The sequence below is a fragment of the Stenotrophomonas sp. GD04145 genome, from assembly GCF_029835135.1.
Classification (GTDB): domain Bacteria; phylum Pseudomonadota; class Gammaproteobacteria; order Xanthomonadales; family Xanthomonadaceae; genus Stenotrophomonas; species Stenotrophomonas maltophilia_P.
Map to the genome: position 1 here is coordinate 14,095 of NZ_JAODZG010000036.1, position 19,870 is coordinate 33,964.

Annotated in this window: 17 protein-coding genes and 1 pseudogene; 10 read left to right on the forward strand and 8 right to left on the reverse strand. The window is 68.7% G+C overall.

Annotated features, from left to right (window positions below; all coding sequences use genetic code 11):
* The first annotated feature begins 36 nt into the window (after nt 1-36).
* The 7 genes from N7367_RS15025 (at nt 37) to N7367_RS15055 (ending at nt 5,459) form a co-directional block, all read left to right on the forward strand.
* Nucleotides 37-729, forward strand: coding sequence for a DsbA family oxidoreductase (locus N7367_RS15025; protein WP_128990732.1), 693 nt, complete (start codon nt 37-39; stop codon nt 727-729).
* A gap of 103 nt (nt 730-832) precedes the next feature.
* Complete coding sequence (nagZ, locus tag N7367_RS15030) at nt 833-1,840, forward strand: beta-N-acetylhexosaminidase (protein ID WP_279942695.1); 1,008 nt, start codon at nt 833-835, stop codon at nt 1,838-1,840.
* The gene (locus N7367_RS15035; protein WP_053520227.1) at nt 1,840-2,394 is read left to right on the forward strand and encodes a hypoxanthine-guanine phosphoribosyltransferase; all 555 of its coding nucleotides are present in this window, start codon (nt 1,840-1,842) and stop codon (nt 2,392-2,394) included. Before nagZ ends, N7367_RS15035 begins: the two co-directional genes overlap by 1 nt.
* Before the next feature lie 82 nt (nt 2,395-2,476).
* The gene (locus N7367_RS15040) at nt 2,477-3,223 is read left to right on the forward strand and encodes an S-methyl-5'-thioinosine phosphorylase (RefSeq protein WP_053520226.1); all 747 of its coding nucleotides are present in this window, start codon (nt 2,477-2,479) and stop codon (nt 3,221-3,223) included.
* 88 nt (nt 3,224-3,311) lie between these two features.
* Nucleotides 3,312-3,518 (forward strand): cold-shock protein, encoded by a 207-nt coding sequence (locus N7367_RS15045; RefSeq protein WP_005410590.1) that lies wholly within the window; start codon nt 3,312-3,314, stop codon nt 3,516-3,518.
* Nucleotides 3,519-3,739: 221 nt separating this feature from the next.
* Entirely contained in the window at nt 3,740-5,008 is a 1,269-nt protein-coding gene (locus N7367_RS15050) for an NAD(P)/FAD-dependent oxidoreductase (RefSeq protein ID WP_279942697.1), read from the forward strand.
* 178 nt (nt 5,009-5,186) lie between these two features.
* Nucleotides 5,187-5,459: a hypothetical protein gene (locus N7367_RS15055; protein ID WP_074899496.1), complete on the forward strand. Its 273-nt coding sequence runs from the start codon at nt 5,187-5,189 to the stop codon at nt 5,457-5,459.
* 18 nt (nt 5,460-5,477) lie between these two features.
* Here the strand turns inward: N7367_RS15055 and pdeM are convergent, their stop codons facing one another.
* The 4 genes from pdeM to N7367_RS15075 are packed head-to-tail and all read right to left on the reverse strand — an operon-like array spanning nt 5,478 to nt 11,167.
* Nucleotides 5,478-6,119: a ligase-associated DNA damage response endonuclease PdeM gene (gene pdeM / locus N7367_RS15060; protein ID WP_279942698.1), complete on the reverse strand. Its 642-nt coding sequence runs from the start codon at nt 6,117-6,119 to the stop codon at nt 5,478-5,480.
* The gene (locus N7367_RS15065) at nt 6,109-8,568 is read right to left on the reverse strand and encodes a ligase-associated DNA damage response DEXH box helicase (protein ID WP_277380967.1); all 2,460 of its coding nucleotides are present in this window, start codon (nt 8,566-8,568) and stop codon (nt 6,109-6,111) included. The genes pdeM and N7367_RS15065 overlap by 11 nt, the downstream gene beginning before the upstream one ends.
* Nucleotides 8,565-10,172 (reverse strand): ATP-dependent DNA ligase, encoded by a 1,608-nt coding sequence (locus tag N7367_RS15070; RefSeq protein ID WP_279942699.1) that lies wholly within the window; start codon nt 10,170-10,172, stop codon nt 8,565-8,567. The genes N7367_RS15065 and N7367_RS15070 overlap by 4 nt, the downstream gene beginning before the upstream one ends.
* The gene (locus tag N7367_RS15075) at nt 10,169-11,167 is read right to left on the reverse strand and encodes a ligase-associated DNA damage response exonuclease (protein ID WP_180876123.1); all 999 of its coding nucleotides are present in this window, start codon (nt 11,165-11,167) and stop codon (nt 10,169-10,171) included. The genes N7367_RS15070 and N7367_RS15075 overlap by 4 nt, the downstream gene beginning before the upstream one ends.
* A 112-nt stretch (nt 11,168-11,279) precedes the next feature.
* Here N7367_RS15075 and N7367_RS15080 point away from each other — a divergent pair, with 112 nt between their 5' ends.
* The gene (locus N7367_RS15080) at nt 11,280-12,917 is read left to right on the forward strand and encodes an acyl-CoA dehydrogenase family protein (protein WP_279942700.1); all 1,638 of its coding nucleotides are present in this window, start codon (nt 11,280-11,282) and stop codon (nt 12,915-12,917) included.
* A 59-nt stretch (nt 12,918-12,976) separates the two neighbouring features.
* Here the strand turns inward: N7367_RS15080 and N7367_RS15085 are convergent, their stop codons facing one another.
* The 3 genes from N7367_RS15085 to N7367_RS15095 all read right to left on the reverse strand — a co-directional run bounded on the left by N7367_RS15085 (nt 12,977) and on the right by N7367_RS15095 (nt 15,173).
* Complete coding sequence (locus tag N7367_RS15085; RefSeq protein WP_053519548.1) at nt 12,977-13,387, reverse strand: hypothetical protein; 411 nt, start codon at nt 13,385-13,387, stop codon at nt 12,977-12,979.
* A gap of 146 nt (nt 13,388-13,533) precedes the next feature.
* On the reverse strand, nt 13,534-13,875 hold the full coding sequence (locus N7367_RS15090; protein ID WP_053519549.1) for a hypothetical protein: 342 nt from the start codon (nt 13,873-13,875) through the stop codon (nt 13,534-13,536).
* 122 nt (nt 13,876-13,997) lie between these two features.
* Nucleotides 13,998-15,173, reverse strand: a complete 1,176-nt coding sequence (locus tag N7367_RS15095) for a thiolase family protein (protein WP_279942701.1) — start codon at nt 15,171-15,173, stop codon at nt 13,998-14,000.
* A gap of 182 nt (nt 15,174-15,355) precedes the next feature.
* Between N7367_RS15095 and N7367_RS15100 the strand changes: the two genes are divergently transcribed.
* A complete protein-coding gene (locus N7367_RS15100; protein ID WP_279942702.1) occupies nt 15,356-18,184 on the forward strand; it encodes an autotransporter serine protease in 2,829 nt (942 codons plus the stop codon).
* Between the two features lie 58 nt (nt 18,185-18,242).
* Here the strand turns inward: N7367_RS15100 and N7367_RS15105 are convergent, their stop codons facing one another.
* On the reverse strand, nt 18,243-19,340 hold the full coding sequence (locus N7367_RS15105; protein WP_053519551.1) for a Glu/Leu/Phe/Val dehydrogenase dimerization domain-containing protein: 1,098 nt from the start codon (nt 19,338-19,340) through the stop codon (nt 18,243-18,245).
* Nucleotides 19,341-19,620: 280 nt separating this feature from the next.
* Here N7367_RS15105 and N7367_RS15110 point away from each other — a divergent pair.
* Nucleotides 19,621-19,870: pseudogene (locus tag N7367_RS15110) on the forward strand (histidine kinase); the annotation flags it as partial.

Here is a 19,870-nt window from a genome sequence, read left to right on the forward strand (position 1 = left end):
CCTTTTTTCGGGGCGTCCGGACCCCATGTCGGTGGGATGAGAATCGACATCTACTCCGACGTGGTCTGTCCCTGGTGCTGGATCGGCAAGCACCGTTTCCAGCAGGGGGTGCAGTTGCTGGGGGCCGATGCCCCAGTACTCGACATCCACTGGCAGCCGTTCCAGCTGGACCCGGATGCGGGCACCACGCCGGTGCCGCTGCGCGAGGCGTATGCGCGCAAATTCGGCGGTGTCGAGCGCACAGAGCAGATTCTCGGCCAGACCCAGGCCACCGCCCGTGGCGAAGGCCTGCCCATGGACTTCAGCCAGGGCCAGGTGCGGGTGACCACCCTGCCAGCGCACCGGCTGCTGTGGCTGGCCGGCCAGCACGGTGTGCAGGACGCGGTCGGAGAGGCGCTGTTCCGCGCTCATTTCGAGCACGGCCAGAATCTGGCGGACACAGAGGTGCTGACCCGGGCCGGTGTGGCAGGCGGACTGGATGCGGCAGAGATCGCCCAGATGCTGGCCTCCTCACGGGGCCTGGCCGAGGTCGAAGCGGGACTGGACCAGGCCCGTGCGCTGGGTATTTCCTCGGTGCCGACCTTCGTCATCGACGGCCGCTGGGCGATCTCCGGCGCCCAGCCTCCGGAAGCCTTCGCCCAGGCGCTGCGGCAGATCGCGGCGGAGCAGGGCACGGCAACCGGACGCAGCGGCGACGACGCCTGTGGTGCGGACGGCTGCAGGGTCTGATCCTTCGAGGGGGCGCGCGATGGACGCCCCCACCTGCGTCCAACGGCCGGTTCTGCGACAATGCGGCACTGCGCCATGCGGGCGCCCGTTGTGGAGAACGACCATGCTGCTGATCGGCGTTGCCGGCACTGAACTGACCACCCAGGAACGCGACTGGCTGCAGCATGATGCCGTTGCCGGGGTGGTGCTGTTCACGCGCAACTTCGCCTCCCGCCAGCAGGTGAGCGAGCTCAGCGCCGCGATCCGCGAGGCTGCGCCGCGCCCGCAGCTGATCTGCGTCGACCAGGAAGGCGGTCGCGTGCAGCGTTTCCGCAAGGGCTACAGCGATCTGCCGCCGCTGCAGGAGATCGGTGCCGGCTATGCGAAGGATCCCGGCGCCGCGTTGGCGCTGGCCGAGCAGCACGCCTGGCTGATGGCCAGCGAAGTGCGCGCCAGTGGCGTGGACCTGAGCTTTGCCCCGGTGGTCGACCTGGGCCGTGGCAACCTTGCGATCGGCAACCGCGCTTTCAGTGAAGACCCGCAGGTCGTGGCTGCGTTCACCGAGGCCTACGTACGCGGCATGCACGCGGCCGGCATGGCGGCCACCCTCAAGCATTTTCCCGGCCATGGCACCGTGCTGGAAGACACCCATGTCGATACCGCGGTCGATCCGCGGACGCTGGACGAACTGCGCGCGCAGGACCTGGTGCCGTTCCGGGCCGGTGTTGCCGCCGGTGCCGACGCCGTGATGATGGCGCACGTGATCTACCCGCAGGTGGCGCCGGAACCGGCCGGCTATTCGCCGCGCTGGATCCAGGAGGTGCTGCGTGGCGAGCTGGCCTTCCGCGGCGTGGTGTTCTCCGACGACATCGGCATGGCCGCTTCGCACCATGCCGGTGGCGTTGCGGCACGCGTGCACGCGCACCTGGATGCGGGCTGCGACGTCGTGCTGGTCTGCCATCCGGAGCTGGTCGATGAAGCCCTGCACGCGGTGCAGGGACGCTCCCTCAATACCGCTGCGCTGCTTGGCCTGCTCGGCCGCGGCGCGCTTGGCTGGGATGGCCTGCTGGCCGATGCCCGCCATGGCGACACTCAATCCCGTCTGCTTGAAACCCTTGGAAGAACCGTCTGATGCCGAACCTCACCATTTCCCAGGCCCTGGCCCAGGCCGACCTGCTGGTTGACCGCCCCACCATCGACAAGGCCATCGCCGGTATCGCCGACGCCATCGCGCGCGATTACAAGGGCGAGGTGCCACTGTTCCTGTCGATCATGCACGGTGCGCTGCCGTTCGCCGGCCAGCTGGCGCTGGAGCTGGGTGCGCGCGGCCAGGACGTGCAGTTCGATTACCTGCACGCCACCCGCTATCGCGGTGAAACCACCGGCGGCGACCTGGTGTGGAAGCACAAGCCGGCCACCGCGCTGTTCGGCCGCCGTGTGCTGCTGGTCGATGACATCCTCGATGAGGGCTACACCCTGCAGGGCGTGCGCACCTGGTGCCTGGAACAGGGCGCGACCGACGTGCGCATCGCAGCGATGACGGTGAAGAAGCACGATCGCGGGCTGCCGGATGTGACGGCTGACTACGCCGGTATCGAACTGCCCGACCGCTACGTGTTCGGTTTCGGCATGGACGTCAACGAGACCCTGCGCTGCGTGCCGGCCATCTACGCGATGAAGGAATAACAGGCACGGCCGTCCGCGGCCGTCCTTTGCCGCCGCCGGCATCCTCGGGTGCCGGCGTTCGTCTTTCTCTGGAGTGCTTTCGATGCAACAGATCGCCCTGGCCGTGATCGGCGGTACCGGTGTCTACAACCTGGCCAAGCTCGACGATGTGCAGACCCACGAGGTCGAGACCCGCTTCGGCCGTCCCTCCGGCCCGGTGCGCGTGGGCACGCTGCTGGGCAACCGCGTGGCGTTCCTTGCGCGCCATGGCGAGGGCCACTCGCTGCCGCCGCACAAGATCAACTACCGCGCCAATCTGGCTGCGCTGCAGCAGATCGGTGCCCAGCGTGTGCTGGCGCTGAACACCGTCGGGGGCATCACCGAGCAGGTCGGGCCGCGCGTGCTGGCCTGCCCGGACCAGATCATCGACTACACCTGGGGCCGGATCAGCACGATCTGTGAAGAAGAGGGTACCGAAGTGCTGCATGTGGACTTCGGCCACCCGTACACGCCGATGCTGCGGAGCAAGATTCTGGCCGCAGCCAAAGTGACGGGTGTCACGGTCCATGACGGTGGCTGCTACGGTGCGACGCAGGGGCCGAGGCTGGAAACCATCGCGGAAATCGCCCGCATGCGGCGCGATGGCTGCGATCTGGTGGGCATGACCGGAATGCCCGAAGCCGCGCTGGCGCGGGAGTTGGGGCTGGATTACGCGTGCCTGGCGATCGTGGCGAACTGGGCCGCGGGCTGTGGTGATGGCGAGGAGATCACGATGGCCGAAGTGCTGGCCAATGTGCAGGCGGCGAGCAATGGACTTCCGGAACTGATCGGCGAATTGGCACGGGGGTGATTGTCTTCGCCGAGCAAGCTTTGCATACTCAGCCGGTACGCGGGTTCAGCGTACACCACCCATTCATTGCATAAGGTCTCGCATCACCATGCCGAACGGTACCGTCAAGTGGTTCAACGACGCCAAGGGATTTGGCTTCATCTCGCCGGAGGATGGCAGCGCCGACGTGTTCGCGCACTTCTCCGCCATCAACTCCAAGGGCTTCCGCAGCCTGCAGGAAGGCCAGCGTGTCACCTATGACGTGACCCAGGGCCCGAAGGGTGCCCAGGCTTCGAACATCACGCCGGCCGAGTGATCCACTCGACAGTGCGTTGAGAACCCCGCTCCGGCGGGGTTTTTTTTTGCGCCCATCGCATGGGACCGAACCCAAGCCGCGCGCGGGCGGGCCGCCCTGCCGGCGAATGTCCCCCGGCGCCGGCCTTCGACCGTCGCCTCCTCCTTTACTTCGCCGGCAGGGCGGCCCGCCCGCGCGCGGCTTGGAGAACGATCCGGATTCGGCTGGGGCACAATGTGCGGATGACGGAACGACTTCGCATTGCCGTGATTGGATACGGCACCGCTGGCCAGGCGATGACCATCCTGCTGACCCGCGACGGGCACGACGTTGAGATCTTCGAGCGCGTGCCGACCCCTGGGCCGGTCGGCGCCGGTTTCCTGTTGCAGCCCAGCGGCCTGCAGGTGCTGTGGCAGATGGGACTGCTGGAGGCCGTGCGCGCGCATGCCGCGCCGGTGCATCGGCTTTATGGCGACACGCCGTGCGGGCGTGCGGTGATGGACATGGGCTATGGCGGCCTCGATGTCCGCCTGCACGGTCTGGGCATGCAGCGCGGCGCCCTGTTCTCGCTGCTGGACCAGGCCCGCGATGGCGCCGGCCAACTGCATGCGGGGACCACCATCGACGCGGTCGATACCGCGCGGGGGCAACTGCGCGACAACGAAGGCCGCACCCATGGCCCGTTTGACCTGGTGGTGGCGGCCGACGGCGCAGCGTCGTCCCTGCGCGCGACCATTGCCGGCGGCGCTGGCCTCGACCGCGTCTATCCGTGGGGCGCATTGTGGTGCCTGCTGCCGGCCGGAGAGTGGCCGCACGTGCAGCAGCTGCGCCAACGCTACGTCGCCGCACGCAAGATGATCGGCCTGTTGCCGGTGGGCACGCGTCCGGGTGATGACACGCCGCGCCTGAGTTTTTTCTGGAGCCTGCCACGCGCCGACTTCGCGCGTTGGGAAGATGAAGGCATGCAACCATGGCTGCAGGAACTGCATGCGCTCTGGCCCGAGGCCAGCGCACGCTTCGATCACCTGCACGATGCCGGACAGCTGTCCCGGGCGGTTTACCGCGATGCGGTGATGACCCGCTGGCATCAGGGGCGCATGGTCCTGGTCGGCGATGCAGCGCACGCGATGAGCCCGCAGCTGGGGCAGGGGGTGAACATGGCGCTGCTCGATGCGCTGGCGCTGCGAGACGCGCTGCGTGTGCATGGCGCTGGTGAGACGGCACTGCAGGCTTACCAGGCGCAGCGACGTGCGCATGTGGCGGTGTACCAGCGCTGGAGCCGCTGGCTGACGCCGCTGTTCCAGTCCGATCGCGATGCGTGGGCCAAGGCGCGCGACGCGCTGCTTGGCCCGATGGGGCGGCTGCCGGGGGGACGCGGGCACATGCTGCGGGTGCTCAGTGGAACCCAGCACGGCTGGTTCGGTTCGCTTGCTCTGGATCCAGCCTTCCTCGAGGCCCTGGCCCGGCCGCCCGTTGCGCTTGCCACGCAGGCTGCCACGGCGGCTGCGTGAATCGCATCATCACGTGAATTAACGGTTACCTCACCGCGTCTGTGCGACAAGAGTGAAGCACGCCACAGCTGCGTCGCCCGTTTTCCTCTCCGTGATTCGAACATCGCGTGGCCCGGGTGGCGCCGCCGTCGCGGCCTGCTGCGGCCCGGATGTGCTGCGAGTTCACGAGGAGGACGCCATGTTGTTCGCGGTCGAAGAGCTGGAATCGGAAATCTGCAAGCTGCGGGGATTGCTGCAGATGCTGCACGAGGACCAGCCCGACGTTCTGGAGGATGTGTTCGAGTTCCATGTGGGCAGCCTGATCAGTCATGCGCTGCCGGAACACCACACGCACATCCGCGCCTGCGCGCAGGAAATGCTGTCGGCCGTGCAGGCACTGCCGCGCCGGCAGAGCAACGACACGCCCGATTTCCATCTGATGCCGGCGCTGGTGGGCATCCGGCCGGCCTGACCGTCGCGCCAGCTGGTCTTACCGGCCAGGCATCGCCACCAGACCCTGTTCGACACAGGCGATGCGCTGTTCACCCTGCGCCGGTGCGATGACCCAGCCGCCGGTGAAGGCGGAGAATGCCGGCAGCACCGTCAATCCTTCGCGGAGCCAGAACGCCGGAAAGCGGCGGCGCAGCGCCGGCAGTGCGATCTGCGGATGGATATGGCCGGCAATGACGTGCGCCGCGGGCATGTGCCGTGGTTCATGGCACAGCAGGAACGCGCCCAGTTGCACCTCCTCATGCAGCTCCACCTGCAGCGCCGCATGCGGCAGGTGCCGATCATGATTGCCGCGTATCACATGCACCGCCAGCGCGGAGTGCTGCTCTCGCCATCCCAGCCATTGCCGGTACCACGCCGCACGATGCGCCGGCCCATGCAGCACATCGCCCAGTATCCACAGCTCGCGGCAAGCCCTTGCCTGCACCAGCCTCTGCAGGCGCTGCAGGTCGTCGCGGGTGCCGCCGGACGGCAGCGCGATGCCGGCGCGGCGGAACAGGTCGGCCTTGCCCAGGTGCAGGTCGGCGATCAGCAAGGCCTGCCGGGCCGGCCACCACAGTGCGCGCGCACCGAGCAGCAGCATGGGTTCACCGCCCAGCGTCACGGCCAGCTCATCGGCCATGGCGTCTCTCCAACTGCTGTGCGGCACGCAGCACGCGGGTGCGCCAGTCTTCATTGCTGAACTGTCCTCGCAGGCGCTCGGCCCACAGCGGGAAGCCCAGCGGTGTCAGCGAGGCGGGATGCTGCAGTGACAGTGACTGCGTGCCGATGCGTTCGAGCACCTGCTGCAGGCCCGGCAGATCCAGGCTGTCCTGCAGCACTTCATGCTCGGCCAATGCCAGCAGCAGATGCTCGGGGTCGTGCTCACGCAGCACGTCGTACAGCAGTCCGGCCGAGGCCTGCAGCTGGCGCAGCGAGCGCGGCGCGCCGCCGGGCAGGCTGGGTACCAGCAGGCCAGCGACGCGTGCGATTCCGCGGAACTGGCGTCGCGCGAGCTCGCCCAGATTGACGGCGGCACGCAGGTCTTCAAGCAGCTGATCGGCCGCGAACAGTTCCTTCCATTGCTCCGCCTGCAGCTCGATCGGCTGCGTCGGTGCCAGCACCAGCCCGTGGTCATTGACGGCATAGCCGATGCTGTTGCGCTGCCGGCGCGTGCAGCGCAGCGCCAGCAACGCCGCCAGTGCCTCGTGGATGTGGCGTCCGGCAAAGGGATAGACGAACACGAACTGGCCTTCGCGGCGGCGCACGTCTTCCAGCAGCAGGTGCGCAGGCGATGGCCGGGCAGACAGGCGCGACTGCAGTGCCATCAGAGGGGCCAGCCAGCGCGACTCGGCGCTGTCGTCCGCGCCGGACAGCACCGCTTCCAGCTCGCGCCCGAGCGGCATGGACAGGGGCAGCTGACCGCCCTGCCAGCGCGGGACGGTGCCTTCACCGCCCTTGCGGGCCAGGCGCACATAGGCGGTCATGTCGCGCAGCTGTACCAGCTCCAGCATGCGCCCGGCGAACTGGAATCGATCGCCTCTGCGCAGGCGGCTGGCGAACTGTTCTTCCACCGAGCCGAGGCCACCGCCGCGCAGGAACTGCACACGCACGGCGCCATCGCTGCTGATGGTGCCGATCGACAAGCGATGGCGCAGGGCCTGGCGGCGGTCGTGCACGCGATGGTAGCCGTCCGCGTCGAGCACCACCTTGTGGAAGTCCGGGTACTGCGCCAGTGCCCGTCCCCCCTGCACGATGAAGTCCAGGACAGCCTGCCATTGCGCGTCGCCCAGCTGCGCGAATGCGTGCGTGCGCCTCACCTGCGCCAGCAGCGAGCGGCTGGTGAATCCCCCCGCCAACGCGCGGCTGACCGCGTGCTGGGCGAGCACGTCCAGCGACAGGGTTGGCGGTCGCCTGGCTTCAACCACGCCGTCGCGCAGCGCGCGGCGGACGGCGGCGTACTCGGCCAGTTCCAGCGCATGGCTGGGCACGCACAGGATTCTGCCGCTGGCGCCGGGGCGATGCCTGGCACGGCCGGCGCGCTGGCGCAGCCGCGCCACGCCCTTCGGGCTGCCGAGCTGCAGTACCTGGTCCACTTCGGGAAAATCGACGCCCAGATCCAGGCTGGAGGTGGCAACCACGCAGCGCATCGCACCGGCGCGCAGGCCGTCTTCCACCTGCTGACGCAGTGCGGGGTCCAGCGAACCGTGGTGCAGCGCCAGCGTGGCGGCATCCTCCGGCCACACCGCCGCCAGCGCCTGGTGCCACAGTTCGGCCTGCGCCCGCGTGTTGGTGAACAGCAGACTGCTGCGCGCGGTCATCAGCGCTTCCAGCACGCGCGGAAGCTGCGCCAGGCCAAGATGTCCGGCCCAGGGAAAGCGCTCGCCCGGTGCCGGCAGCAGGCTGCTGACGGTGACCGGACGCTGGCGCGCGCCTTCGACGATGGGTGCATCCGGCCTGTCCGGCAGCAGCACGTCGCGCGCCTGCGGCAGATTGCCCAGCGTGGCCGACAATCCCCACAGCTGCAACGCAGGCGTGGTGTCGCGCAGCAGTGCAAGATTCAGCTGCAGCAGCACGCCGCGCTTGTTGCCCAGCAGTTCATGCCATTCGTCGACCACCACGCAGCGCAGCTGATGCATGCGTGGCAGGGTATCGGGGTAGGTGAGCAGCAGTGCCAGTGATTCGGGCGTGGTCACCAGCACGTCGATGCGCCCTTCGCGCGCCAGGCGCCGCTCGCGCTGGCTGGCGTCGCCGCTGCGCAGGCCCACGCGCCACCCCAGGCCCAGGCCATCGACGGCCGATTGCAGTGCGCGTGCGGTGTCGCTGGCCAGGGCACGCAGCGGGGTCACCCACAGCACCTGCAATGGGCGCACCGCGCTGGGGCGGGCGGGTGCGGGCGCGGGCGCGATCATCGCCTGCAGCAGCGGTCCGCCGAACATCGCCAGCGTCTTGCCGCTGCCGGTGGGGGTATGCAGCAGGCCCGATTCGCCCGCCAGGTAGTGACGCCACATGGCGCGCTGGAAGGGCAGGGGTTTCCAGCCGCGGCTGGCAAACCAGCCGTTCAGCCGCTGCAGGGCCTCGCTCCGCGTCATCGTGCCAGGGCCTGCAGCGTCGCCAGCTGATCGGCCTCGCTGGCCGGCTTGTCGTGGCGCCAGCGCAGGATGCGCGGAAAACGCACGGCGATTCCTGATTTGTGCCGTGCACTGCGGTTGACCGCCTCGAAGCCGAGTTCGAACACCTGCTCGGCGCGGACGCTGCGTACCGGCCCGAAGCGCTCGCGGGTGTTGGCGCGGATCCAGCGATCGAGGGCGAGGATTTCCTGATCGTCCAGGCCCGAGTAGGCCTTGGCCACCGGAACCAGCGCATCGCCGTCCCATACGCCGAAGGTGTAATCGGTGTACAGCGTGCTGCGCCGGCCATGGCCGGCCTGTGCGTACAGCAGCACGGCATCGATGGTGAGTGGATCGACCTTCCACTTCCACCAGTCACCACGGCGCCGGCCGGACTGATACGCCGAGTTGCGGCGCTTCAGCATCAGGCCCTCCACGCCGCGCTCGCGCGCCGCGTCGCGCAGCGCGGCCGCCCGTGCCCAGTCCCCGGCGGGCACCTCCGGCGACAGCTGGATGCGCGCATCGCCGAGCGTGCCGAGCAGCTCCGCCAGCTGCACGCGCCTCTGCTGAAGCGGCAATGCGCGCAGGTCGTTGCCGTCGCGTTCGAGCAGGTCGTAGGCCAGCATCCGCACCGGTGTCGTACGCAGCGTGGTGGCGCCCGGCTTGCGGCGCTGGATGCGGGTCTGCAGGGCGGTGAAGGCTTTCGGAAGATCGGCCGGCTCATCCCAGGCCAGCAGTTCGCCATCCAGCACCGATCCCTCCGGCAGCAGTGCGGCGGCCTGCTCGATCTCGGGGAACCGGCCGTCCAGGCGCTCTTCGCCACGCGACCACAGCGCCACCTCGCCGCGACGACGCAGCAGCTGCAGGCGGATGCCGTCCCATTTCCATTCCAGCAGCCAGTCGTCGATGTTGCCCAGGCGATCACCGGGCTCACCTTCCAGCGGCGAAGCGAGGAAGAACGGATATGGCTGCTGGCGGTCCAGCGGCAGTTCTTCCGGCGACAGCAGCTGTGCGAGCAGGGTGGGCGAGGGCACCCAGGTGCCCAGCATGCGCTGCGCGATGCGCGCGATGTCCAGTCCGGACAGTTCGGCCAGTGCCTGCTGGACCAGCCGCTGCGACACGCCGACGCGCAGTGCACCGGTCAGCAGCTTGTTGAACACCAGGCGTTCGTTCGCGGGCAGCTGGCGCCAGCCCTCGACCACGGCTGCACGTCGCTCGGGCTCGGGCTGATTGGCCACGGCCAGCAGATGCTGTTCGATCCAGTCGGCCAGAGGGCGGTCCGGCGCCATTGCCGTTGGGTCGTCCAGCAGCAGGGTCAGCGTCTCCGCCAGATCGCCGACCTGCGCATAGCTGTCCTCGACCAGCCACGCAGGCAGTCCGGCTTCCTCGCCGATCCAGCGGCGCAGCTCGCCGCTGGCAGCGATCTTCCGGCGCGCACCCCCGACCTTGCCACCACTGAGCAGGAACAGGGCCCAGGCCGCATCGTGCGGTCGCGCGTGACGGAAGTAATCGACCAGCGCCGCGCGCTTGTCCAGCGTGGCGGTGCTGCGATCGAGGCGTTGGTACAGCGCGGCGAAGGCCTTCATTCCTCGCTCCCGAAATCGGTGCGGAAAGCCTCCGCGGCGACACCGCGTTCGCGCAGGAACGGAATCAGTGCATCGGTGTTGCCATGCGTCGCGATGACGCGGCGTGCCCCGGTCTGCTCGATGGTACGCAGCAACGCGGGCCAGTCGGCGTGGTCGGAGATCACGAAGCCACGATCGACGTTGCGGCGCCGGCGGTTTCCGCGCAGCTGCATCCAACCGGAGGCGAAACCCAACTGGTGGCGCCCGAAGCGGCGCAGCCAGGGCGTGCCGGCGGCCGAGGGCGGGGCGAGGATCAGCCGTCCGGCCGCATCGGCCTGGCGCCCCTGTTCGGCGACGGCGATCGTGTCCAGCATCGGGATGCCCGCAGCGCGATAGACGGCCACGCCATTGGCGATGGCACCGTGCAGCCATGCAGGCGGTTCGCCCCGTGCCAGCAGCTCGGCCAGCACGCGCTGGGCCTTGCCCAACGCGTAGCAGAGCAGGACGGCGGCTTCACCGCGCTGCGCGCATTCCTGGCGCCAGGACGCGATCTCGGCAGCCACGGCTGCGGTGTCCGGCCAGCGGTAGATGGGCAGGGCGAAGGTCGCCTCGGTGATGAAGGTATCGCAGGGCACCACTTCGAACGGCGTACAGGTGGGGTCGGGCTGGCGCTTGTAGTCACCGGAGGCGACCCACACCTGCCGGCCATCATCGATGCGCACCTGCGAGGAGCCGAGCACATGACCGGCCGGATGCAGCGACACCTGCACCCGGCCCAGCGCAAAGGGTGCGCCCTCGGCATGCGCGTGCAGCGGTACGTCGCCCAGCCGCCAGCGCAGGATCGGCGCGCTGCCCGTGCTGCAGTGGTATTCGCCCATGCCCGGGCGCGCGTGGTCACCATGACCATGGGTGATGACCGCGCGCGGCACCGGCCGCCAGGGATCGATGTGGAAATCGCCAGCAGCGCAGTACAGCCCTTCCGGGCGCAGCACCACAAGATCGTCGTTGCCTGCCATGGCTGCACTGTGGCGCGCGGCTCGTGCACGGGGTGAGAACCGGCCTGAACGCGGGCTTGGCGCAGCATGCGGCACAATCGGGTCGCATACCTCTTGCCGCCGGATGGATCGCATGAGTGGACCGGGTTTCAGCAGCACTGCCCCCTTCGAGACCCATGTGGTGCTCAATCAGCCGCCACCGTTCGCCGGGCGCCAGCTGTGGACCGATGACGCAGCGTTGATGGAGGCGGTGCATCGCGAAGGCGCCGCAGCCTTCGTCCCGCGCCTGGCGCAGTACGGTGCGCTGGCCGGTGACGAGCTGTACCGGCTCGGATTCGATGCCAACCGCGACCGCCCGCGCCTGCGCACCCACGACGCGCAGGGGCATCGCATCGATACGGTGGAGTTCCATCCGGCCTACCACCAGCTGATGACCGCCGCGAAGGCGCATGGCGTGGCCGGCCTGTCCTGGCATGAGCCGCAGCCGGGTGCGCATGTTGCACGCGCGGCGCTGAGCTATCTGCACCACCAGGCCGAGGCCGGTACCAGTTGCCCGTTGACGATGACCCATGCGGCGGTAGCGGTGCTGCGGTCGCAGCCGAACCTGGCCGAATGGGCGCGCAAGGCCGCCGCACCGGTGTACGACCCGCGCGACGTACCGGTGGCCGACAAGGCCGGCATCACCCTGGGCATGGGCATGACCGAGAAGCAGGGGGGCTCGGATGTGCGCGCCAACACCACGCGAGCAGAGCCCATCGACGGCGAGCGCTATCGGCTGGTCGGCCACAAGTGGTTCTTCTCGGCACCCATGTGCGATGGCTTCCTCGTGCTGGCGCAGGCACCGGGCGGACTGACCTGTCTGCTGATGCCGCGCCGGCTTGCCGATGGCGACCGCAATGCATTCCGCCTGGTGCGGCTGAAGGACAAACTGGGCGATTGGGCCAACGCGTCCAGCGAGGTCGAGTTCTGCGGCGCGCAGGCGTGGCGGGTGGGCGAAGAGGGGCGTGGCGTGGCCACCATCATCGGCATGGTGATGATGACCCGCCTGGACTGCATGCTGGGTGCCGCAGCGGAAATGCGCATGGCGCTGGCGCAGGCGCTGCACCATGCCCGCTACCGCCGCACCTTCGGCCGGTTGCTGGTGGAGCATCCGTTGATGGCCAACGTGCTGGCCGACCTCGCACTGGAATCAGAAGCGGCGACGGTGCTGTCGATGCGCATCGCGCGTGCGGTGGACCGTGCGTCCTTCGATGCCGGCGAGGCGGCGCTGGCCAGGCTGGGCACGGCGCTGGGCAAATACTGGGTGTGCAAGCGGGCGGCGACCTTCGTCAACGAGGCGCAGGAATGCCTGGGCGGCGCGGGCTATGTGGAGGAATCAATGCTGCCGCGCCTGTACCGGCAGGCGCCGCTGAACTCGATCTGGGAAGGCAGTGGCAACATCCAGTGCCTGGATGTGCTGCGGGCACTGGCCCGCGAACCGGAGACGCTGGCCGCACTGCAGGGCGAGCTGTCGGCGGTGGCTGATCGCGATGCGCGCTATGCCGCTGCGCTGCAGCGCTGGGTAACGACCCCGGCACCGGAAGAGTCGCAGGCGCGGATGTTCTGCGAGCGCACCGTATTGCTGCTGCAGGCGGCACTGCTGCTGCGTGCACGCAGTCCGGTGGCGGATGCGTTCATCCGCAGCCGGCTCGGCGGTGAACATGGATGGGTGTTCGGCACCCTGCCGGCCGGGTTGGACCTGTCGGAAATCCTGGCGCGCGCGCTGCCGTAGCGTGGAATTCTGCAGAGCGCCGCAGCGTGGCTGCGGCGCTCTGCAGTACCGGACGCGGCTCAGTGCTTGGCTTCTTCCTTGGCCGCGTTCGCCTTCGCGTCATTTGCGACATCACGCGCCTTGTCGGCGACCTTCTGTGCGGCGTCCGCGGTCGCATCGCTGGCGTGTGCAGCGGCGTCGGTGGCGGCGACCTTGGCCTGGTCAGCAGCATTGGCGGTAGCGTCGGCCGCCTTGTCCAGCGCCTGCTGGGTATCGGCCGCCGCCTGCTCGGATGCAGCTGCCGTCTTGTCGGCGGCCTCGCGAGTAGCTGCGGCGGCCTGGTCGACTGCGTCACGGGCGGCGGCGCCTGCGCTGTCGGCAGCCTGCCGCGCATCCTGGCGGGCCTGTTCGGCTTCCGGGCCCTTGCAGGCGGCCAGGCCGATCAGCAGCGAAGCGGCCAGCAGGGACAGGGTCAGCGAGCGGATCTTCATGGCGGTCTCCGGTAGTGCACTGCGGCAATGGATGGGGACGCCAGCCTATTCACGCCCTTGTGAAGGCGGGGTCGCGGAACGCGATGCAAAGAAAAAGCCGCTGGCGAACCAGCGGCTTTTCCAGAACAGCGTGAAGAAAGAAGTTATTACTTCTTGGCTTCTTCAGCAGCGTCCTTGGCCTGCTCGGCGGTGCCTTCGGCAGCCTTGGCAGCGTCCTTGGCCTGTTCAGCAGCAGCGTCGGTAGCGGCGCCAGCAGCCTGGGCAGCGGCGTCAGCCGAAGCGTCAGCAGCGGTGGCGGCGGTGTCGGCGGCCTGCTGGGCAGCGTCGGCGGTCTGGGCGCCAGCAGCGGCGGCCTGATCGGCAGCAGCCTGGGCTTCGGTGGCGGCTTCGTTGGCCGAAGCAGCGGCGTCCTGGGCAGCTTCCTGCTTCGAGCAGGCGGCCAGGGCCAGAGCCAGGGACATCGCGACCAGCAGCTTGTTGATGCTCATTGTGTGAATCCTCGTCGTTAGATTAGGCAACGCGCAACTGCGCGCCGACAACATGATGACAAGCCACGTTTGGCTGTCAAGCGATCCCGCATTCATTTTTGCGAAATCGCAGTTAAACCTTTTTAAATCAATTCGATGGCAATTGCGGTCGCCTCGCCACCACCGATGCACAGGGTGGCAATGCCGCGCTTGCCACCGCGCGTGCGCAGGGCGTTGACCAGGGTCACCACCAGGCGTGCCCCGGATGCGCCGATCGGATGGCCCAATGCGCAGGCCCCACCATTCACGTTGAGCTTGTCGTGGGGAATGCCCAGTTCGCGCATCGGGGCCATCGCCACCACGGCGAAGGCTTCGTTGATTTCGAACAGATCCACCTGGTCCAGCGACCAGCCGGTCTTCTCCAGCAATGCGTGGATGGCGCCGATCGGTGCGGTGGTGAACCACTCCGGCTCCTGCGAATGCGTGGCGTGGCCGACGATGCGTGCCAGCGGGGTGATGCCGCGGGCCTTGGCGTCTTCCTCGGTCAGCAGCACCACGGCGGCGGCGCCGTCGGAAATGCTGGACGAGCTGGCAGCGGTCACGCTGCCGTCCTTCTTGAATGCCGGGCGCAGGGTCGGAATCTTGGCGATGTCCGAGCGGCCGGGCTGTTCATCGGTGTCGACCTCGACCTCACCCTTGCGGGTGGCCACCTTCACCGCGACGATCTCGTCGGCGAACGCACCGTTGGTCTGCGCCGCCTGCGCGCGCTTGACCGATTCGATGGCGTAGGCGTCCTGCTCCTCGCGGCTGAACTGGTACTTGTCCACGGCGCACTCGGCGAATTCACCCATGGCCTTGCCGTCGTAGGCGTTGACCAGGCCATCGTGGGCCATGTGGTCCACCGCCTGGAAGTTGCCGAAGCGGTTGCCGGTGCGCGAGTTGGGCAGCAGGTGCGGCGCGTTGGACATCGACTCCATGCCGCCGGCAACCACGACCTTGGCCGAACCGGCTTTGATCAGGTCATGCCCGAGCATGATGGTCTTCATGCCCGAGCCGCACACCTTGTTGAGGGTGCTGGCACCGACGGACAGCGGGATGCCGGCGGCGATCGCGGCCTGGCGGGCGGGCGCCTGGCCAAGGTTGGCCGGCAGCACGCAGCCCATCAGGACTTCGGAAACGTCGCTGGCCGGGACACCGGACTGCTCCAGCGCTGCGGCGATGGCGGCCGCGCCGAGGGTCGGGGTCGGCACACCGTTGAACTGGCCGAGGAAGGAGCCGATGGCGGTGCGTTTGGCGGCGGCGATGACGATGTTGGACATGGCAATCTCGTTGATGCGTAAGCAATGTTCGGAAAGGAGACCGGGGGCGTTGGATGCGCTCCGGTTTCCCGGCAGACTGCGTGGGGGTCGGCCCAAGTATAGAGGGTCGGGGATGGCTGCCGCTGGATGGCGCCGCATGCCCGCCGGGATGAAGGCGGGCCAACGTTCATGGGATGGAATCGATGGAACGCACGACGATGGCACGGTCGGTCCTGGCAGCGGCGCTGGCGATGGCGCTGACGGCGTGTGGGGGCGGAGGTGGCGGTGGCAACGTGCGCGTTGACCCGCCGCCCACCACGCCGCCGCCTGCACCGCCGCCGCCGACCACGCCGCCCCCGCCCAAACCGCTGGAGCCGGCCTTCGATGCGCACCTGTCGGTCACCCATGCGGGCGCCGCGCAGGCCACCGGTGCCACCGGCAGGGGCGTGCGCATCGGCATCGTCGATTCGGGCGTGCAGCGCGCGGCCGCCGCGCTGAACGGGCGGGTAGTGGCCAACCTCACCTACATCGACCCTGCCCGCAACAATCTGGGCGTGGACGATGTGGTCGGCCATGGCACTGCCGTCGCCAGCCTGGCCGCGGGCGCAGCGGTCGGGCGCTGGCCCGGCGGCATCGCGCCCGGTGCGCAGATCGTGTCGGCGCGGATCATCTCCGACAAGCCGCCGGCAGACGACGGCAGCGGCCAGGGCAATTCGTTCAGCGGCACCCTCGGTGTGGCCCAGGTGCACCGCGACCTGATCAGCTACAACGTCAAGGTGATGAACAATTCCTGGGGCGGGCTGTACTGGACCGACCTGCCCACCACCGCCCAGGTCGCCGGCGAGTACCGGCCTTTCGTCATCAATCACGGCGGGCTGGTGGTGTTCGCCGCGGGCAACGATGCGCGCAGCGAGCCCAGCAGCCTGGCGGCGTTGCCGGGCCAGGCGGGCGTGGCAGGCTCGCGACCGGCTGCGGATCTGGAGCGCGGCTGGCTGGTGGCCACGGCCGTCGATCCCTACGCGCCGGACACGCTGGCCGGTTACGCCAATGCCTGCGGCCAGGCGGCGCGCTACTGTCTGGCGGCGCCGGGCAGCGCGGTCTATCCGGATGACGCGGGCACCAGCTACTTCTGGAACTACGGCACGTCCTTCGCCGCACCTCTGGTGTCGGGCGCGGCCGCGCTGGTGTGGGAGCGGTATCCGTACTTCGACAACAACCTGGTACGGCAGACCCTGCTCGGCACGGCCAAGGACATCGGCGCCGCCGGCGTGGACCCGGTGTTCGGCTACGGCCTGCTCGACATCGGCAGGGCCATCAACGGGCCGGGACGTTTCGACTGGGGCGACGTGATTGCCAATGTCGACGCCGCATCCACCGGTTCGGTCTGGAGCAACGACATCGTCGGCAGTGGCGGCCTGGTCAAGCAGGGCGCCGGCGTGCTGGCGTTGACCGGCAACAGCAGCTACAGCGGTGCCACCCGCATCGAAGGCGGTGTGCTGTCGCTGCGCGATGGCGGCGTGATCCGTTCCGGCGTGAGCATCCTGCCGCAGGCCGATCCATCATCCAGCGGCCTGCAGTTCAATGGCGGCACGCCCCGCGTGGTCGGCAACGTGACCAACGGCAGCAGCGTGTTCCTGACCACCGCCAATACCACGGCGACCATCGAAGGCAACTACGTGCAGCAGGCCGGCGCACAGCTGATGATCGCGCTGGGGGCCAACGCGCTGCAGGTCACCGGCAGCGCCCGTCTGGACGGTGGCGTGCACGTCCACGGATTCGTCGATGGCTACGTGCCGCAGGACGGTACCCGGCAGGATCTGATCCATGCTGCAGCCGGCCTGACCGGCACCTTCAGCACCGCGGCCACATCCAGTGGCCTGCAGGGGCTGGCCCTGCTGCAGACCAGCTATGGCTATGACAGCAACAACGCATGGTTGAACCTGACCCGGATCAGTGTCACCGCCGCTGCGCGTGGGCTCGATGCCGGTGTGCAGACAACTGCGGCGCGGCTGGAAGGCGCGTTCGTCGAACTGGACGGCAACCACGCGTTGCAGGATTCGCCATTCGGTGGCGCAGCGGCCGGCCTGCAGCGCAGCACGGGCCTGGCGGCCACGCTGGAGAGCCTGTCCGGCAAGGCCCACGCGCGTGCCGAGGCGGCGACCTTCGACAGCATCGACATGTCGCGACGCGCGGTGGCCGCCCGTTTCGATCGCGTGCAGGCTCTGCCTGCGCTGCGCGGTGCCTGGCAGAGCACGTTGGGTGAGGCAGGGCAGGGCAGTTTCGCCGGCAGCGCGACCGACAGCCGGGGCTGGATGGCCGGTCAGGACGTGCCGCTGGGCAGCCATGGCCTGTTGGGCATGGCGTTCGGTGAAACACGCAGCAACGGTGGCAGTGCCTTCAACGGTGATCGCGGGCAGGACCGCCAGGCGCAGGCGCAGCTGTATGCCGGCTGGAGCGTTGGGCGCGGTTATGCACTGGCACAGTTCGGCACAGGGCGGTTCACCCGCGAACTGGACCGGCAGCTGCTGCTGGGTGCAGGTGCCTACGGCGTTTCCGCGCGCTACGGCGGTCGGTTCAGCAGCGCCAGTGTCGAAAGCGGCTATCGCTTCGGCACCGTCGGCGCGTCGTTGACACCGTATGTCGGTGCCAGTGCCACGCGGGTGGATACCGCGGCGTTCAACGAGCGCGGCGGCTTCGGTTTCGGCCTGCGTGGTGAAGCCAATCGTGCGCAGCGCAGCCAACTGCTGGCGGGGCTGCGCGGCGAGCGCGGTTGGGGACGCTGGACGCTGCGCGGGCACGCCGAATGGCAGCAGCGCCTTCAGGGCGGCGCCGGGGAGTGGCAGGCCAGCTTCGTCGGTGTCGACGCGTGGGCACCGTTGCCAGGTGCGGACTCACCGCGTGGCAGCGCCCTGCTCGGGCTTGCGCTGGAGTCGTGGTGGGGGCGGAGTGGCCGTCTGAGCCTGGGCATCGATCAGCGTGTCGGCGGTGATGACGCACGGCAAGCGGCACTGCGTTACAGCGCCGGGTTCTGATCCATCATGGGGTTGCCGGCGCCCGGAGGGGCGCCGTGCCGAGGCCCGGCAGGGGCGGTCAACCGCCGCGCAGATTGCCCAGGCGCGGGGTGCTGCGGCCCAGCGGCATCTTCAGCTTGCCGATCGACAGGATGCGGCTCTCGGCGATTCGGTCGGCCGCACGTTGCGGCGCGATGTTCTCGCGCTGCGACAGTTCAAAGATGCGTGTCAGGTTGTGGTAGATGCTGCGGATCAGGCGCATCGCGCGCTCGCGGTTGTAGCCATCGATCTCCAGCGACACGTTCATCACGCCACCGGCATTGACCGCGTAATCGGGTGCGTACAGGATGCCGCGCGCGTGCAGTTCATCGCCGATTTCCAGGCTGGACAGCTGGTTGTTGGCGGTGCCACAGATGATCTTGGCCTTGATCCGCGGCAGGGTGTCGGCATTGATCGAGCCTTCCAGCGCGCACGGCGCGAAGACGTCGGCATTCACTTCGTGGATCTCGTCCGGCTTCACTGCTTCGGCGCCGAAATCGCTGACTGCGCGATCGACCAGGGCCGCGTCCAGGTCGGTGACATACAGCTTCGCGCCGCGGTCGCGCAGCAGCTTGACCAGTTCCATGCCGATGTGGCCCAGGCCCTGCACTGCGATGCTGGTCTTGCCCACTTCCTCGTGGCCGAACTTGAAACGCATCGACGCCATCAACGCCTGCAGCGCGCCGTAGGCGGTGAACGGTGCGGGATCTCCGGAGCCGCCATGCACCTGGTGGACGCCGGTCACGAACTGGCTTTCCAGGTAGATGTTCTCCATGTCGTTGACGTCGGTACCGACGTCTTCGGCGGTGATGTAGCGGCCACCCAGCGAATCGACATAGCGACCGAAGGCGCGGAACAGGACTTCGGTCTTGTCCGCTTTCGGATCGCCGATGATCACCGCCTTGCCGCCACCGACATTGAGGCCGGCCAGCGCATTCTTGTAGGTCATCGTCCGGCTCAGCCGCAGCACGTCGGCCAGCGCTTCGTCGGTGCTGGCATAGGGACGCATGCGCACGCCGCCCAGGGCCGGGCCTAGGGTGGTGTTGTGGATGGCGATGATCGCCTTCAGGCCGGCGTCATGGCTGTGGCAGAACACCACCTGTTCGTGGCCGGTGGTGGCGAGGGTTTCGAATAGCATGGCGTCTCCGATGGTGCGAACGGCGGCGAACTGCAGCGAACGACCAGTGAACGGTAGGGTCCCAAAACAAAAAAAGCGACGTCGTCGGTGCAGGGGGACGGGTCGCGCGGCGCCATTCTAGTCCATTCCCCGAGTGTCTGCCGTCGACGTCGACGGGCACTGCGGGTTAAAGAAGATGAAAGCGCGGCCGATGCTGCGTCGATGGCCAGTGGCCGGATCGTGTGAAGAGACAGAGACGGGCCATGGCGAGCGCAGTACGACATCGACAGGATCACGGCCGGTGACGCTGGCCTGGGCACGCAGGGTACGCGGCTGGCTTGCGTCGCTGACCGGCGCGGCGCCGTCGCGTCTGTCGGCGGGGCCGCGTCAGGCGGTGGCCGCTGCGGCTGCCCGCCTGCAGGGAGACCCAGTGCCCCCGGGAGAGATCGCCGCGCAGTTGCAGCGTGGCCTGCACGCGCTGGCGCTGTACCCGCGACTGGCGGGCGAGCCCGGCCCTGTCGATGCCGCCAGCGCCGGACTGGCACAGGCGG